Origin of the sequence: Enterobacillus tribolii, from assembly GCF_003363015.1 — a bacterium.
Classification (GTDB): Bacteria; Pseudomonadota; Gammaproteobacteria; order Enterobacterales; family Enterobacteriaceae; genus Enterobacillus; species Enterobacillus tribolii.
This window is the reverse complement of record NZ_QRAP01000006.1, coordinates 1-14,087: the sequence shown is the minus strand read 5'-3', so window position 1 is coordinate 14,087 and position 14,087 is coordinate 1. Positions and strand designations below refer to the sequence as shown.

11 protein-coding genes, 2 tRNA genes and 1 rRNA gene are annotated in these 14,087 nt (G+C 55.2%); 5 read left to right on the top strand and 9 right to left on the bottom strand.

Annotated features, from left to right (window positions below):
• Window positions 1-127: 127 nt before the first annotated feature.
• Window positions 128-1,306, top strand: a complete 1,179-nt coding sequence (gene hmpA, locus C8D90_RS13235; protein WP_115458937.1) for an NO-inducible flavohemoprotein — start codon at window positions 128-130, stop codon at window positions 1,304-1,306.
• Between the two features lie 41 nt (window positions 1,307-1,347).
• On the opposite strand, the gene C8D90_RS13230 is transcribed toward hmpA, so the two are convergent.
• Genes C8D90_RS13230 through C8D90_RS13220 form a run of 3 tightly spaced genes read right to left on the bottom strand, consistent with a single transcriptional unit; the run spans window position 1,348 to window position 6,981 of the window.
• On the bottom strand, window positions 1,348-2,214 hold the full coding sequence (locus C8D90_RS13230) for an aldose 1-epimerase (protein ID WP_115458936.1): 867 nt from the start codon (window positions 2,212-2,214) through the stop codon (window positions 1,348-1,350).
• Window positions 2,211-3,650 carry a sugar porter family MFS transporter gene (locus C8D90_RS13225; protein WP_268991129.1) on the bottom strand — a complete coding sequence of 480 codons (1,440 nt, stop codon included), beginning with the start codon at window positions 3,648-3,650 and terminating at the stop codon, window positions 2,211-2,213. Before C8D90_RS13225 ends, C8D90_RS13230 begins: the two co-directional genes overlap by 4 nt.
• Window positions 3,651-3,702: 52 nt before the next feature.
• Window positions 3,703-6,981: a DUF5107 domain-containing protein gene (locus tag C8D90_RS13220; protein WP_115458934.1), complete on the bottom strand. Its 3,279-nt coding sequence runs from the start codon at window positions 6,979-6,981 to the stop codon at window positions 3,703-3,705.
• Window positions 6,982-7,099: 118 nt separating this feature from the next.
• On the opposite strand from C8D90_RS13220, the gene C8D90_RS13215 reads away from it, so the two are divergent.
• Entirely contained in the window at window positions 7,100-8,299 is a 1,200-nt protein-coding gene (locus C8D90_RS13215) for an ROK family protein (RefSeq protein ID WP_115458933.1), read from the top strand.
• 64 nt (window positions 8,300-8,363) lie between these two features.
• On the opposite strand, the gene C8D90_RS13210 is transcribed toward C8D90_RS13215, so the two are convergent.
• Together C8D90_RS13210 and dnaQ are read right to left on the bottom strand one after the other, a co-directional pair.
• A tRNA-Asp gene (locus C8D90_RS13210) sits at window positions 8,364-8,440 on the bottom strand.
• Window positions 8,441-8,560: 120 nt separating this feature from the next.
• On the bottom strand, window positions 8,561-9,292 hold the full coding sequence (dnaQ, locus tag C8D90_RS13205) for a DNA polymerase III subunit epsilon (RefSeq protein ID WP_115458932.1): 732 nt from the start codon (window positions 9,290-9,292) through the stop codon (window positions 8,561-8,563).
• Window positions 9,293-9,352: 60 nt separating this feature from the next.
• Between dnaQ and rnhA the strand changes: the two genes are divergently transcribed.
• A complete protein-coding gene (gene rnhA / locus C8D90_RS13200; RefSeq protein WP_115458931.1) occupies window positions 9,353-9,817 on the top strand; it encodes a ribonuclease HI in 465 nt (154 codons plus the stop codon).
• 6 nt (window positions 9,818-9,823) lie between these two features.
• Here rnhA and C8D90_RS13195 read toward each other — a convergent pair whose 3' ends face one another.
• Window positions 9,824-10,543 carry a class I SAM-dependent methyltransferase gene (locus C8D90_RS13195; protein WP_115458930.1) on the bottom strand — a complete coding sequence of 240 codons (720 nt, stop codon included), beginning with the start codon at window positions 10,541-10,543 and terminating at the stop codon, window positions 9,824-9,826.
• Window positions 10,544-10,573: 30 nt separating this feature from the next.
• Between C8D90_RS13195 and gloB the strand changes: the two genes are divergently transcribed.
• Both gloB and mltD read left to right on the top strand, forming a co-directional pair.
• Complete coding sequence (gene gloB, locus C8D90_RS13190; RefSeq protein WP_115458929.1) at window positions 10,574-11,329, top strand: hydroxyacylglutathione hydrolase; 756 nt, start codon at window positions 10,574-10,576, stop codon at window positions 11,327-11,329.
• 70 nt (window positions 11,330-11,399) lie between these two features.
• Window positions 11,400-12,794, top strand: a complete 1,395-nt coding sequence (mltD, locus tag C8D90_RS13185) for a murein transglycosylase D (protein WP_115458928.1) — start codon at window positions 11,400-11,402, stop codon at window positions 12,792-12,794.
• 65 nt (window positions 12,795-12,859) lie between these two features.
• Here mltD and C8D90_RS13180 read toward each other — a convergent pair whose 3' ends face one another.
• The 3 genes from C8D90_RS13180 to rrf form a co-directional block, all read right to left on the bottom strand.
• On the bottom strand, window positions 12,860-13,654 hold the full coding sequence (locus C8D90_RS13180; RefSeq protein WP_115458927.1) for an endonuclease/exonuclease/phosphatase family protein: 795 nt from the start codon (window positions 13,652-13,654) through the stop codon (window positions 12,860-12,862).
• Window positions 13,655-13,870: 216 nt separating this feature from the next.
• Window positions 13,871-13,947: transfer RNA gene (locus C8D90_RS13175), tRNA-Asp, on the bottom strand.
• 50 nt (window positions 13,948-13,997) lie between these two features.
• A 5S ribosomal RNA gene (gene rrf, locus C8D90_RS13170) occupies window positions 13,998-14,087 on the bottom strand; the annotation flags it as partial.

The window sequence follows — 14,087 nt, the reverse complement described above, 5'->3', positions numbered from 1 at the left end:
TTCAACATGCTGTTTTTTCATCAGGAAATGACATTACGTTAAACGGGGATTTACATCAATGATAAAACCCAATAACATGCATTAAAAATACAACATTAGCTGCACACACCTTCAGAAGGATGATCCCATGCTGGATGAACAAACTATCGCCATCGTTAAATCCACGCTCCCGGCACTGGCCGAAACCGGTCCGGCCCTGACGGCGCACTTTTACGATCGCATGTTTCACCATAACCCCGAGTTGAAAGACATTTTCAACATGAGCAACCAGCGTAACGGCAACCAGCGCGAAGCGTTGTTTAACGCCATCAGCGCTTATGCAGCCAACATCGACAACTTACCGGCCCTGCTGCCCGCGGTGGAACGCATCGCGCAGAAGCACGCCAGCTTCACCATCAAGCCGGATCAGTATCAGATTGTGGGTCACCATTTGCTGAAGACGCTGGAAGAAATGCTGAATCCGGGTCAGGAGGTGCTGGATGCCTGGGGAAGGGCTTATGGCGTGCTGGCGGACGTGTTCATTCAGCGGGAAGAGCAGATCTATCAGGAAAGCGAGTCCACTGCCGGCGGGTGGCGCGGCCTGCGGGCCTTCAGGGTGGTCAGCAAGGAATCACAGAGCGACTGCATCACCAGCTTTACGCTAGAGCCTCAGGACGGCGATCACCTGCCGGCATATCAGCCGGGCCAATACATCGCCGTGTATATCAATCATCCCAGTCTGCCGCATCAGGAAATCCGCCAGTATTCCCTGACGACCGCGCCCAACGGCCGTTACTATCGCATCGCGGTGAAGCGTGAAGATCAGGGGCTGGTTTCTAACTACCTGCATAATACTGTTCAGGAAGGCGATACGCTGCAACTCGCGCCGCCGCATGGCGATTTCTTCCTGACGATTGAAAAGGATGCGCCGGTAGCGCTGATTTCCGCAGGCGTCGGACAAACGCCGATGCTGGCGATGTTGCATACCCTGCACCAGCGTAAACATCAGGGAGAAATCCTGTGGCTGCATGCGGCGGAAAACGCTCAGGCGCGGGCGTTTACCCAAGAAGTGAAAACGTTGGCTGAAGAGCTGCCCGGCTTAACCTGCCATAGCTGGCTGCGTGAGTCACAGCCGCAGAACGTATCGGAACATGCCGGCCTGATGGATTTGAGCCTGGTCGGCGATCGGTTGAAAACGCCGGATATGCACTACTATTTCTGCGGCCCGGTCGGTTTTATGCAGTTTGTCGCCCGCCAGCTTTTGGATATGGGTATTGCGCCGGAACAGTTGCACTATGAGTGTTTCGGCCCGCACAAGGTGCTGTAACCGGCTAAACCGTCGGCGCAACGCGCGCCGGCGGCTCCTCTTCAGGTGATGTCCTCTGCCAGAATCTGCATGGAAAAATGCAGCGTCTCTCCTTTTCCCAGCATCACCAGCCCCGGGTTTCCCGGCATATGATGCGCATCCACCGGATGGCTCTGCGGCTCCAGGCAGATAACCCCCCCTTCTCCGTCCTGATAAAGCATCAGGTATGGCGTCTGGCTGCGCAACCTCAGGCACAAATTGCGTGAAGGCGTCTGCATCACCGCTTCTCCGGCCCAGCCGGAATAACCAATATTCAGCCAACTGCGCGGCGGTCGCTTCCCCCGGCGAAAATCCGCCTCATCGGGGAACATACCGCACCATTCCTGCGGCAGATGGTTTTCATCTTCAGGCCAGTAGCCGGATGCGCTGAAGCGCAGCGTCGTATCACGCCACAGGGTGAAAAAAGGGTGGAATCCGGCGCCGTACAGCATCGGTTCTGCGCCGCAGTGACGCAGGCTGAGACTCGCCGCCATCCCCCGCTCCGTCAGCCGGTAAACAATACGCGCCGCATAGTCAAAGCCGCACTCATGCTGAATCCTCAACTCCAGAACGATGCGCTCTGCTCCGAGGGTCTGAAGCTGCCAGCGCTGTATCCAGCCGTCGCCATGCAGAAAAAAATGCGGGTCCAGCGGACTGCCCGGCAGCAGAATCTCCCTGCCATTGCAGGTAAACCGGTTATCCCGTACCCGGTTTGCGACCGGCAGCATCGGGAAACAGGCGCTTTCGCCCGGGTGCCACCCCGTTGCCGCCTCCCGGGGGCGTAACAGCGGCAGCGCGTCCGCCAGACGCTCGAAGCTGAGCAACGCCGCGGAGTCCGGCGTCACCCGCAGCCGAAACTGCGGGTTAACAAGGGTATAGACGTTCGTCATGATGCCGCACGTTCCGCCGGTTGCGTAGCGCCGCGGTTAGCGGAAGCCAGGCGCTGCTCCAGCACTTCCAGCGTGACGCCTTTGGTTTCCGGCACCTTGCGCAGTACAAACAGGAAACCCAATGCGCAAATCACGCCATACAGCAGGAAGCTGCCCGAAGCGCCCAGCCCTGCATTCAGCAGCGGGAAGGTGTACGTCAGCAGGAAGCAGGCGATCCATAACGCCAGCGTTCCCAATGACATCGCCAGGCCGCGCACCCGGTTGGGGAAAATTTCCGCCAGCAGTACCCAGGTTACCGGCGCCAGCGTCAGGGCATAAATCGCAATCGCCGCCAAAACCAGGATCAGCACCGGCAGCCCCAGAATGCCCATGCCGTAAGCCAGCGCAATCAGCACATAGATGATCGTCAGGCCGGAAGCCCCCAGCAGCATCAGCTTACGCCGTCCGAGCTTGTCCACCAGCGGCAGTGCCACGATGGTAAAAATCAGGTTAATCAGCCCGGTCGCCACGATGGATTTCAGCGTACTGTTAATATCAAATCCGGCGGAAGCAAAAATCTCCTGCGCATAGTTGAAAATGACGTTAATTCCGCACCATTGCTGGAAAACCGCCAGTACGATCCCGATCAGTAAGACGGGACGCACCCTGGCGCTGAACAGTTCGCCAATGGCGACTTTACGGGTATCGTTACCGAGCGTTTGGCGAATCTCGCTCAGCGTAGCGCTGGCATAGTGCGCGGTGCCGATACGCCGCAACGTCTGTTCCGCCTTTTCCATCCGCCCCGCTTTTGCCAGCCAGCGGGGTGATTCCGGCACAAAAAACATCAGGATCAGAAACGCCAGCGCCGGTACCAGTTCTGCCCCAAACATCCAGCGCCATCCCATCTGACCGTTCCAGCTCTGCAAAATGTCATTCATCGTGGCGGAAGAGGCGACGGGTTCTGCAATCATCAGGTTCACCAGTTGTGCAGCCAGTACGCCAATTACGATAGTTAACTGGTTAACGGCAACAAATTTCCCGCGTTTTTCCGCCGGGCTGACCTCGGCGATGTACATCGGGCTGAGGGCGGAAGCAAGCCCGATTCCCACGCCGCCGACGATACGGTAAAACACAAACCAGTCAAAGTTGGTAGCAACGGCGGTGCCCCAGGCTGACGCGCTGAACAAAATCGCTGCCAGAATCAACGGCAGGCGGCGGCCGAATTTGTCGGCGCTCCAGCCGGCGATCAGTGCGCCCAATACACAACCGGCAAGCGCGGAGCTCATCGCCCAGCCGGACATCGCAGGATCGGTGATGTTGAAATAGGCTTCATAAAAGGGTTTTGCTCCGCCAATGACCACCCAGTCATAGCCGAACAGTAAGCCGCCGCAGGCGGCGACCAGGCATATCATCCAGACATACCCCATGTTGAGATGCTGCTGCGTATTATTCATTATTATTCCTCGTGCAGGGTTGTGCAGAGGGCGGGCCTGACGGCCCGTCCGACCGTCAGTGCTTGAATACGCCGGCCTGTTGCGCCAAACGTATCAGGTGAGCCTTATCATGAGCCGGGTTGCGCCGGAGCAATTCATCCAGCGTTTGCCGGAATCCCGCTGCGTCGTCCAGACCCAGCAGCCCCAGGGCCTCAACAAACAGGCAGTGTTGCTGATAGCGCTCTGCCGGGGATGCATCCAGCGCAATCAGGTCCGGCAGGGAAACGGCGAAGAAGTCAGCGTCCACGGGATCGTCACGGTGCTGGCGCGCCCATGCCACCATCGCTTCGCTGCGCTGACGTGCTGCCGCGTCTTTACCGCACAGCTTCATCGCCATCACCTGATAGAACGGATAATCCACCGGCTGATCGTTGTAATAACGGCCTGCCGACAGGGAATCCTCCCCGCGCAGGGCCTGCTTCAGGCAATCATCGGCCCGTTGCCGGTCCCCCAGGCGTAAAGCGCATACCGCCAGCAAGTACCAGATATCATTGTCGGTTTGCCCCACCAGACGCCCTTCGCCAAGGTTCAGCGGATAGTGCAGCGCTTCGTCCAGCAGCGTGACGGCGGCATCGTAGCGGCCTTCTGCCATTAGCGCCAATGCGCGCCGCTGGCGGTTGATCAGGTACTGACCGGTGACTTTCCCTTCGCCGCCTTCCCAGGGATGGAACTGGCGTCGTTGCAAAATCTCCGCCGCCACCGCCGTTTCGCCGGCGATATGAAGCAGGCTGAGCAGCTCAGCGGTTAAGTCGTCGCGCCTGAGCGCGGTGTCGCGGCGTTCCAGCAGCAGTTGAAGACGGGATTCCGGCGCCGTACCGCGCAGCTTGTGCAGGCAGTCAAGCTCAAACAGCAAACGCGGATTTTCCGGCTCCAGCGCCAGCGCCTGCCGTAAATGGCTTTCGGCCAAAGCTTCATCGTGAAGTTTGTTGTAAGCGTGAATACCCAGTACGCGCCAAACACCGGCGAAGTCAGGCAGTTTTTCCTTCGTTGTCTGCCAGCATGCCAGCGCCTGTGCATAGTCCCGCTTGCTGTAGAAAAAGCATCCCAACAGATACTGGGCAAAGCCGTCGTCCGGCAGACGACGCAGAATGTCCACTTCGTCCAGCGTATTGGGGAAACGCACGCGCAAATGGAAATTTTGTTTTGCCTGAACCAGCAGGGGCGCACGTAAAGCAGCATCCTTTTCTAACGCGGCACGGAAGAGCAGCGGCAATGTTTCCTGGTTGTCCAGCAGAGTCAGTAAATCAGCCGCTTCACGGCATTGCCCGAAGCTCAGCAACCATCCGGCAAGTACGCAGGCGTTCATGCCGCGGTCGTTGGTGACCCGCTTAAGCTCCTGCTCATCAGGCTGTGATCCCGTTATGGCATAGCGTGCGTAATAAAGGACATAGCTCAGCGGATACGCCTTCAGGCATCGCTCCAACCACGCCTGCGCTTCCTCATGCTGTCCGAGACGATGCAGGCACAGCGCCTGCAAACCCATGGCTAAATTATTGGCGCCGTTAAACGTCAGGCTCTGGCGCACAAACGCCAGCGCCTGCGCGGCATCACCTTTACGCAGGGCCAGACGGGCCAGCCCGTAAAACGCGGCATCACGACAATCGCCGCTCCAGCTGGCTTTGAAATAGTCGTCGTAAGCGTCGTCATAATGTCCGCTGCGCTCATTCGCCGAAGCCCGCAGCAGACTGGCCTGACCATTTTGAGGGTTTTTGTTCCAGCGGTGCGCCCGTTGCAATGCCGCATCGGCATAACGCCGTGTTTTCTCATAGTCGCCCCGGTTGTATTCCAGCGTGGCCAGCGCAACGTTGCAGCGGTAGTCCTGAGGATCCAGTTCCAGCGCACGCAGGTAGTAGTCAAACGGTGAACGGCTGGCATGGAGGTACTGTTCGAGATGCTGACCGATGAAATAAAGCTCATCGCAGCAGGTCAGCGCTTCCGGCTTAGCCGGCGCGGTTGCCGCATCAGGTAACGGTACGTCCTGCGGAATATGTTCCTGATACAGGATCACCTCCTGGCCTTCGCCGTCAACGATCCGCAGCGTAAGGCGATCTGCGCTGTTGTCCGCGATCCGGCGCTGCCACACCTGCGCTGGCGCTAATGTTATGGACTCCTGAAAAACCTGACCCGCCGCATTTTCCAGTAACAATGTCGCCGCTTCCAGCGGAGCAATGGCGTAAACGCCGAGAGAAAGCCGATCGTTCTCCCGCTCCAGTTTCACCGCAACCCGGGTATTGGCGTTTTGCAGCGTTCCTAACCGGCTGTAAGGCAGGAAGTTTTGTACGAATACTTTTTCTTCATACGGCGCCAGCCAGGTGAAGTCCGGCTGGTTATCGGTAAAGACGCCCGTCATCAGTTCAATGTAAGGGCCGTTGTTATCGGTCAGGTTGCGATCCCAGGCCAGACCGAAGTCGCAGTTGCCCCAGGTCCACTGTTTCTTGCCCGGGGAGATGTGGTGATCGGCAACGTGCAGTAGTCCGCCCTCTTCACCGTGATGGTACGCACCGACGAAATCGTAATTTGATTTGTCCGCCATATACGATGTGGGAACCGGGACGTTTTTGTAGCGGGAAATATCCACGCCGGCGGAGTAGTCCACTTTGTAGTAAGTACCGGTGGCTATCGGGAACGCCGAGACGTCGCGTTTGCCGTGGTCGTATACCGCCGTCACATCCGGGGGAAAGACGCTCTGGTGATCGTCGCCGCCCTTCACCGCCGGGTTGGCCCACCAGAGGAAATGGCGCGGCGTGGCGTTGCCGTTAAACACCTTGCCGGTAATTTCAATCAGGGCTTTATCGGGGTACAGGGTGAATCCGGTCATCACCTGCAAACCGCGCATCGGCTCCACTTCGCCCAGCCAGACGGTTTGGGCGCCGTCGTCGTGGGTGCGGAACGTTACGTCCACCGGCATAAACGTCGTCGGGCGGTGATGCTGCGGCCAGTTGAACTCGATTCCGCCGGAAATCCACGGCCCAACCAGGCCAACCAGAGCAGGCTTTACCACCTCGTTATAGTAAACAAAGTCACGCTGCATCACTTTGTCATAGGCGCGCTGAATTCTGCCCCCCAGTTCGGGCAACAGCATAATGCGGATAAAGTCATTCTCCATCCACACCGCCTGATAATCGCGATCAACGCATTCGCCGGTCAGCGTGTCGATCACGCCATAGGGATAGACCGCACCGGATGACCCCTGATAGACCCGCTTTTCCAAAAACATGGGGTTGGGATCTTCCGCGCCGGTCAGGTAGGTCGGTAAGGTTATTTTTTCCTGCCAGACTTTTACTTCACCGTACATTTCATCGCCTCTATAGTAAAAAAATGAGAGTGAACTCAGGTATGCTTGAAGTGTATGGAAGTAATACCGGCCTGTAGCGCCGAAAGATCACGCAATATAGTTAACGGAATTTAGTGAAATGTTTGAACCCGGCCTGAATAACTCACGTATCCGCAGCTACAACAAGCGCGTGCTGCTGACGCTCATTTATCAACATAAGCAGGTCAGCAAATCGCTGCTGGCAACGCAGACCGGCCTGTCCATTCCCGCGGTGGGTAACATTCTGGAGGAACTGCTGGCGGAGAGGCTGATTGATCATTTAAGCGAAGGATTGAGTAAACGCGGCGTCAGCGGCGGCAGCTATCAGATTGCCCAGAACAACCGTCTGATCCTGTGCATGAACGTAACGCCGACCGGTATTGAAAGCCTGACGGTCGACAGCCGGATCATGCCGCAGGAGACGCTCTGTTCCTCAGGGACCGAAGCGCCACACCCGCAGGCGCTGCTACAGGCCATTGAACGGATTTATTACGCACGGCGTAAACAATTCCCCGGCTGGCGGATCGATCTGGCTCTCGCCATCCATGGGCAGGTCGATCCGGTAACCGGCGTTTCGCAAACCATGCCGCAGGCGCCGTGGAAAGAGCCGGTGGAAATCAAATATTTGCTGGAAGAGAAACTGGATACGCGGGTGCTGCTGGACAATGACTGCGTGATGCTTGCCCTGGCGGAAAAATGGCAGAATGCCGAAAACAGCCGGGATTTTTGCGTCATCAACGTGGACTACGGCATCGGTTCGTCGTTCGTTATCAACCGGCAAATCTATCGCGGCAGCCTGTACGGCAGCGGGCAAATCGGCCATACCATCGTCAACCCGGACGGCGCTGCCTGCGACTGCGGGCGTTATGGTTGCCTGGAAACCGTCGCCTCTCTCACCGCGCTGAAAAAACGTGTCCGTACCTGGTACAAATCCCAACCGCCCGGTGAAACCGGCATCGACTGGGATACACTAACCAGCGCGCAGTTAATCAAACGCTATCATGAGGGCGACAGGCTGATTCAGGGATGGGTCGAGCAGGCCGCCAACGCCATCGGACTCAGCCTGTATAACTTCCTCAATATCCTGAATATCAACCAGATATATTTTTATGGCCGCTGCTGCGCTTTTGGCGACCGCTGGCTGCAGAGCATCATCCGCCAGACCGGCGCTAATCCGTTTGACTCTTCCGATCCGCATATGGTCAATGCCACGCATATCGGTTTTGGGCAGCTCAGTCGCACGCAGCAGGTAATGGGGATCGGCTATTTATATGCAGAGAAAGCGCTGGCGGGCGTGTAAATTTGCGCGGATCGCCAGAAAGCAAAAAGCCCTGAATCATTGCTGATTCAGGGCTTCGGAATATTGGCGGAACGGACGGGACTCGAACCCGCGACCCCCTGCGTGACAGGCAGGTATTCTAACCAACTGAACTACCGCTCCGCGTTATCCCATCAGGGACGATGCGGATATTACGGATAGCGCCTAGTTCCGTCAACTCTTTTTCTTCCCGTGCAGGCCATTTGTTCGGTTTTTAGTCTTTTCTGTTTATTTTCAGTACATTCAGGCACGCCACAGGCAGCTTCCGCCTTTTTTCTGCACCAAATCAAGACGTTTTTCATGCGCCTCCAGTTCGGCCTCGCTGGCGGCGATCACGCGCAACGATGTCGCACGCTGAACCGCACGAAGTTGTTCACCGGTCGCCGCCTCTTCTTTCGACTCATTTTCCATCGAAAACGCCAGCGACGTTTGCCCGCCGGTCATCGTCAGATAAACGTCGGATAGAATCTGGGCATCGAGCAATGCGCCGTGCAGGGTTCGCTTGCTGTTATCTATTTCATAGCGTGAACAGAGCGCGTCAAGGCTGTTCCTTTTGCCGGGAAACAAACGGCGCGCCATCACCAGGCTGTCGGTAATGGTGCAAAAGGTCGACGTTTTGGGGATATCACGCTTCAGCTTGCTGAATTCATAATCCATGAAGCCGATATCAAACGGCGCGTTATGGATGACTAACTCAGCACCCCGGATATATTCCAGGAACTCGTCGGCAATGTCGGCGAACGAAGGCTTATCCAGCAGAAAATCGTCGCTGATGCCGTGAACGCCGAATGCCTCCGGATCCACCAGACGATCCGGCTTGATGTAGACGTGAAAGTTACGTCCCGTCAGACGGCGGTTAATGACCTCCACGGCGCCGATTTCAATAATACGGTGCCCTTCGTAGTGAACCCCGAGCTGGTTCATACCCGTGGTTTCCGTATCAAGAACAATCTGTCGCGTTAATGTTGTGCTCATGGTGTCACTTTATGTCAGACTTAACGTTTGTGATTTTTACTGAGGGGTAGTCTACCAGAGATGCAGAAACAGGTAGAGATTTTCACTGACGGTTCATGCCTGGGTAACCCCGGCCCGGGTGGCTATGCCGCGATCCTGCGTTATAAGCAACATGAAAAAACCATGAGCGCGGGTTACCGCCTGACGACCAACAACCGCATGGAGATGATGGCCGCGATCGTAGCACTGGAAGCGCTCAAAAGCCCCTGCCGGGTCACGCTGTGCAGCGACAGCCAGTACGTGCGTCAGGGGATCACCCAGTGGATCCACAACTGGAAAAAACGCGGCTGGAAAACCGCGGACAAGAAACCGGTTAAAAACGTCGATTTATGGCAGCGCCTTGATGAAGCTATCCGGCCTCATGACATCAATTGGGTCTGGATTAAAGGGCATGCCGGGCACCCGGAAAACGAGCGCTGCGACGAACTGGCGCGCGCCGCGGCCGGCAGCCCGACGCGGGAAGATACCGGCTACCAGCCGGAATAAACGTTTTCAGGGGCGGTCGCGAAAGCTTTTCGTCGCCCCTACGGCCCGCCGCCAGCCGGGGCGGATCAGTTTTCCCTTCAGCATCATCGGCGTTAGCGGAATGGTGCGTTTGCGGGCAATAATCATGCTTTCACAGCCCAGGGCCGGCAGGTGCCGGCTCAAAAACTCACCGCCTTTCCGGCTCCAGGGCAACACCTGAAAACGCGACAAATGCAGCACCTCGAAATTCAGAACGTGCAACCAGTCCACCACGCGCATCAGGGTAAACATCCGGCTAACGTAGGGCTGCCTGCCCCGGACATAAGGCAACAATTTTCCCATGCCCAACAGGCTGACGGGGTTAAACCCGCTTAAGATAACCCAGCCATCGTCGATCAAAATCCGGTCAACTTCGCGTAATATACGGTGAGGGTCGCCGGAATAGCACAAGGTATGCGCCAGCAGGCAGGCATCAACGGACTTCGGCGCAAAGGGAAGATAGCAGGGATCGACGACAACCTGAGCGTCCTGCTCACCGTATCCCGCGTTGATCTGATGAGAGATCGCGCACTTATCCGTTGCAATCTCCGCGCTGAGCGGACCAAGCTTCAGTAAGTGATACCCGAACAATTTCGGCCACCAGGGTTCCAACTGACGCTCCAGCGCGGCACGATAATATTCTCCCCATGGGATTTCGCTCCATGAGTGGGGAATATCTATCAACTGTGCTGTTTGCGCGGGCTTCATTCACAACCTTTTTCTGGGGAAAGAATATCCATGAATCTTATCAGCATTCCGGCCTTTCAGGACAATTACATTTGGTTGTTGCGCAATGAACAGCATGATTGTGTGATCGTCGATCCTGGCGAGGCCGGGCCGGTCTTACATGCGCTAAGCGAAAATCAGCTAACTCCTAAAGCCATCCTGCTCACCCATCACCATAATGACCACGTTGGCGGCGTTGCGGAAATTGTTCGTCACTACCCGGATCTTACGGTATACGGCCCGCAAGAGACGGTGGGGAAAGGATGTAACCGGGTTGTCGGCGACCGGGAAAGCATCAGCGTATTAGGCATGAATTTTACCGTAATGGCTGTGCCGGGCCATACGGCGGGCCATATCGCTTATTATGCCGCGCCCTATCTGTTTTGCGGCGATACTCTCTTTTCCGCTGGCTGCGGACGCCTTTTTGAAGGCACTGCGCAGCAGATGTATGACTCGCTGCAACACCTTGCGCAACTTCCTGATAACACGCAGGTCTGTTGCGCACACGAGTATACGCTTTCAAATCTGCGGTTTGCGCGCCATGTTTTACCAGAAGATAGCCAAATAGAAACATATCAGAAACAAGTTGAGCTGATAAGGTCAAAAGGACAGCCCAGCGTCCCCTCTTTACTGCAAACCGAGCGTTCAATTAATCTTTTTTTACGTTCCCATGACACTGATTTACAAGAAAAACTAGGCTTTACTATTCCTCCTGAAAATGCTTGGCAAGTGTTTGCCCGTTTACGCATCATGAAAGATAACTTTTGAAGCTTTTAGTTGTGTTATTTGATCAGGCAAAGTATTATTGCTCGTCTTTTAATCACCAGTAGACACACACATGAAGGCTAAAGCAATACTACTTGCCTCTGTGTTGTTAGTCGGGTGTCAGGCTGCCAAACAGCAGCCTGTGCAAGAGCCCGAGCAGCATGCGCAGAGTTTGTCTTCAGCGGGTCGAAGTGAAGCAGGACGCCCTGCAAACGGATCTAAGTGGCTTAACGGCAACGTCAGTTACGAAGATCAAGATTTGTGGGACTTCATTAGTGACGAACTGAAGATGAAGGTTCCGGATAATCCCCGGATCCGCGAACAAAAAAATAAATATTTACGCAGTAAGAGCTATCTCCACGATGTAACATTACGGGCAGAGCCGTACATGTACTGGATAGTCGAGCAGATTAAGAAACGTAATATGCCGATGGAACTGGTACTGCTACCCATAGTGGAGAGCGCTTTTAACCCACACGCGACATCTTCCGCCAACGCCGCAGGGCTATGGCAGATAGTGCCGCAAACGGGACGCAATTATGGACTGAAACAAAATCAGTGGTACGATGGCCGCCGCGACGTTGTCGCTTCAACCACCGCAGCACTGAACATGATGCAGCGTATGAACCGGATGTTTAACGGCGATTGGTTACTGACCATCGCAGCGTTTAACAGCGGTGAAGGGCGTGTCATGAAGGCTGTTAAGGCAAATAAAGCTCAGGGACGCCCGACTGATTTCTGGTCGTTGTCACTGCCGCGCGAAACATCATTGTATGTACCAAAGATGCTGGCGCTGAGTGACATCATCAAAAACAGTAAGCGTTATGGCGTTAAGTTGCCGAAGGCCAATGAACAACGGGCATTAGCCCGGATAGATGTCGGGCAGCAGATTGGGTTGTCACAGGCAGCGGAAATGGCGGGGATGTCCCTGACCAAAATCAAAGCCTATAACCCCGGCTACAAACGTAATGTAACCGCGCCTAACGGGCCGCATTACATCATGGTGCCGAAGTCTCACATGGAGAAGCTGAAAGATTCTCTGGCAGTGGGTGAGATTGCTGCAGTATTACCGTCACAAATTGCAGCCGCGGAAGAGTCCATTTCCGCAGGCAAGCGTTCAACCTATAAGGTTCGCTCGGGCGACACGGTGTCCTCCATCGCCAAGCGACTGAACGTCAGCCAGAAAGATCTTCTGAGCTGGAACCGGTTGAATGGCAAGAGCAAACTGAAAGTCGGTCAAACGCTTCAGGTGGCTAATAATACGGCATCAAAATCAAGCAGCAAGAGCAATAGCGGCATCACCTACCAGGTACGTAAGGGTGACTCTATTGCCAGCATTGCTAAACGTCACGGTGTTAACATCAATGACGTAATGCGCTGGAACAGTGTTATTGCCAAGAGCAGTAAGATTAAACCCGGAGACACATTGACGCTTTACGTCAATAACAAGTCCCGGCCCAGCAGCTGATAAGTGTTGTTCATAAAAAAGCACCTTTATAAAGGTGCTTTTTTTACGTCTGCGTTTAAGCCGGGTCAGGCATGAAAATCGGGTTTGAACTCAACAATCAGCGGGTTGTGATCGGAGGCTTCCGTCACTAGTACCGAAGCTTCAACAACCCCCAGACCGCGGTAAAAAACAAAATCCAGGGGCCGGCCAAAGGCTTTACGGCGATTATCGTCGGTAAACCTCACCTCCTGTAACTCTACGCCGCTGGCAAAACGGTATAGCGCATTAATACGCTGCCGGCTCCAGGCATTGAAGTCGCCGGCCATGATCACCGGGCCTTTATGCTGGGCAATTTGCTCGCCGATCGGATCAAGTTGTTTGCTGTAGACATCGACGCCAAGACTGAAGTTAACCGCATGGATGTTCACCACCATCAGTAAGCGACCGTCATAAAGCGGGTAGACGGTCACCAAAGCAGATTTAGACAATCTCAATAAAGGCTCGCGTTCACGCAGCGGGCAGCAATAGACAGGATGCGCCGCCGCCAGCGTCATCACGCCGGAGGGATGCTGTGGTAACGCAAATGCCGGCACCTGATCCGCCGTCATATAGTTACTGGTGGCAAAGCGTACGAGTTCTGGCGTTGTTTGCGCTTCCTGCAACAAAACCAGTTGAGAATCTTTACCGTACTCCCGCAGTACAGACAGCCAGTCTGCACGCTGTTGTTTGAAAATATTCCATACCATCACCCGCAACACATCATCCGAAGGCAATGTCTGAATGGGTGGAATCTTCTGCCCCAGCTCATTCATCGCACCGGGAAAAACTCGCTCTGCGGGAAGGCCTGCGACATAGCGCATGGCAAAGTTTTTTTTCCTCACCTTACCGCCTATACATCAAATCATCTGTTTCAATATGCCCGTTACTACACATAGCCAGTATACGCCTTTGCGCCTGGCGTACCCAAACGCTTGGTATATGTCTTTTGTTATAAGGACTGGAAGGACAAAAAACAACCGCAATATGGAAATAGAAAGGTAAATATAGGTCAATAACGCAAAAGACCTGTGCATAGCACAGGCCTTTTGGAAAATTAGTGGCGGAACGGACGGGACTCGAACCCGCGACCCCCTGCGTGACAGGCAGGTATTCTAACCAACTGAACTACCGCTCCACCGTATTTCTTTTCATCACGGATACCTCGACCCGCAATCGATATTAAAAGCCTGGCAGTTCCCTACTCTCACATGGGGAAGCCCCACACTACCATCGGCGCTACGGCGTTTCACTTCTGAGTTCGGCATGGGGTCAGGT

Excerpts from the sequence above, each read along its gene's own strand:
- hmpA (WP_115458937.1), top strand. The coding sequence starts at position 128 with ATGCTGGATGAACAAACTATCGCCATCGTTAAATCCACGCTCCCGGCA.
- C8D90_RS13230 (WP_115458936.1), bottom strand. The coding sequence starts at position 2,214 with ATGACGAACGTCTATACCCTTGTTAACCCGCAGTTTCGGCTGCGGGTG.
- C8D90_RS13220 (WP_115458934.1), bottom strand. The coding sequence starts at position 6,981 with ATGTACGGTGAAGTAAAAGTCTGGCAGGAAAAAATAACCTTACCGACC.
- C8D90_RS13215 (WP_115458933.1), top strand. The coding sequence starts at position 7,100 with ATGTTTGAACCCGGCCTGAATAACTCACGTATCCGCAGCTACAACAAG.
- dnaQ (WP_115458932.1), bottom strand. The coding sequence starts at position 9,292 with ATGAGCACAACATTAACGCGACAGATTGTTCTTGATACGGAAACCACG.
- rnhA (WP_115458931.1), top strand. The coding sequence starts at position 9,353 with ATGCAGAAACAGGTAGAGATTTTCACTGACGGTTCATGCCTGGGTAAC.
- C8D90_RS13195 (WP_115458930.1), bottom strand. The coding sequence starts at position 10,543 with ATGAAGCCCGCGCAAACAGCACAGTTGATAGATATTCCCCACTCATGG.
- gloB (WP_115458929.1), top strand. The coding sequence starts at position 10,574 with ATGAATCTTATCAGCATTCCGGCCTTTCAGGACAATTACATTTGGTTG.
- mltD (WP_115458928.1), top strand. The coding sequence starts at position 11,400 with ATGAAGGCTAAAGCAATACTACTTGCCTCTGTGTTGTTAGTCGGGTGT.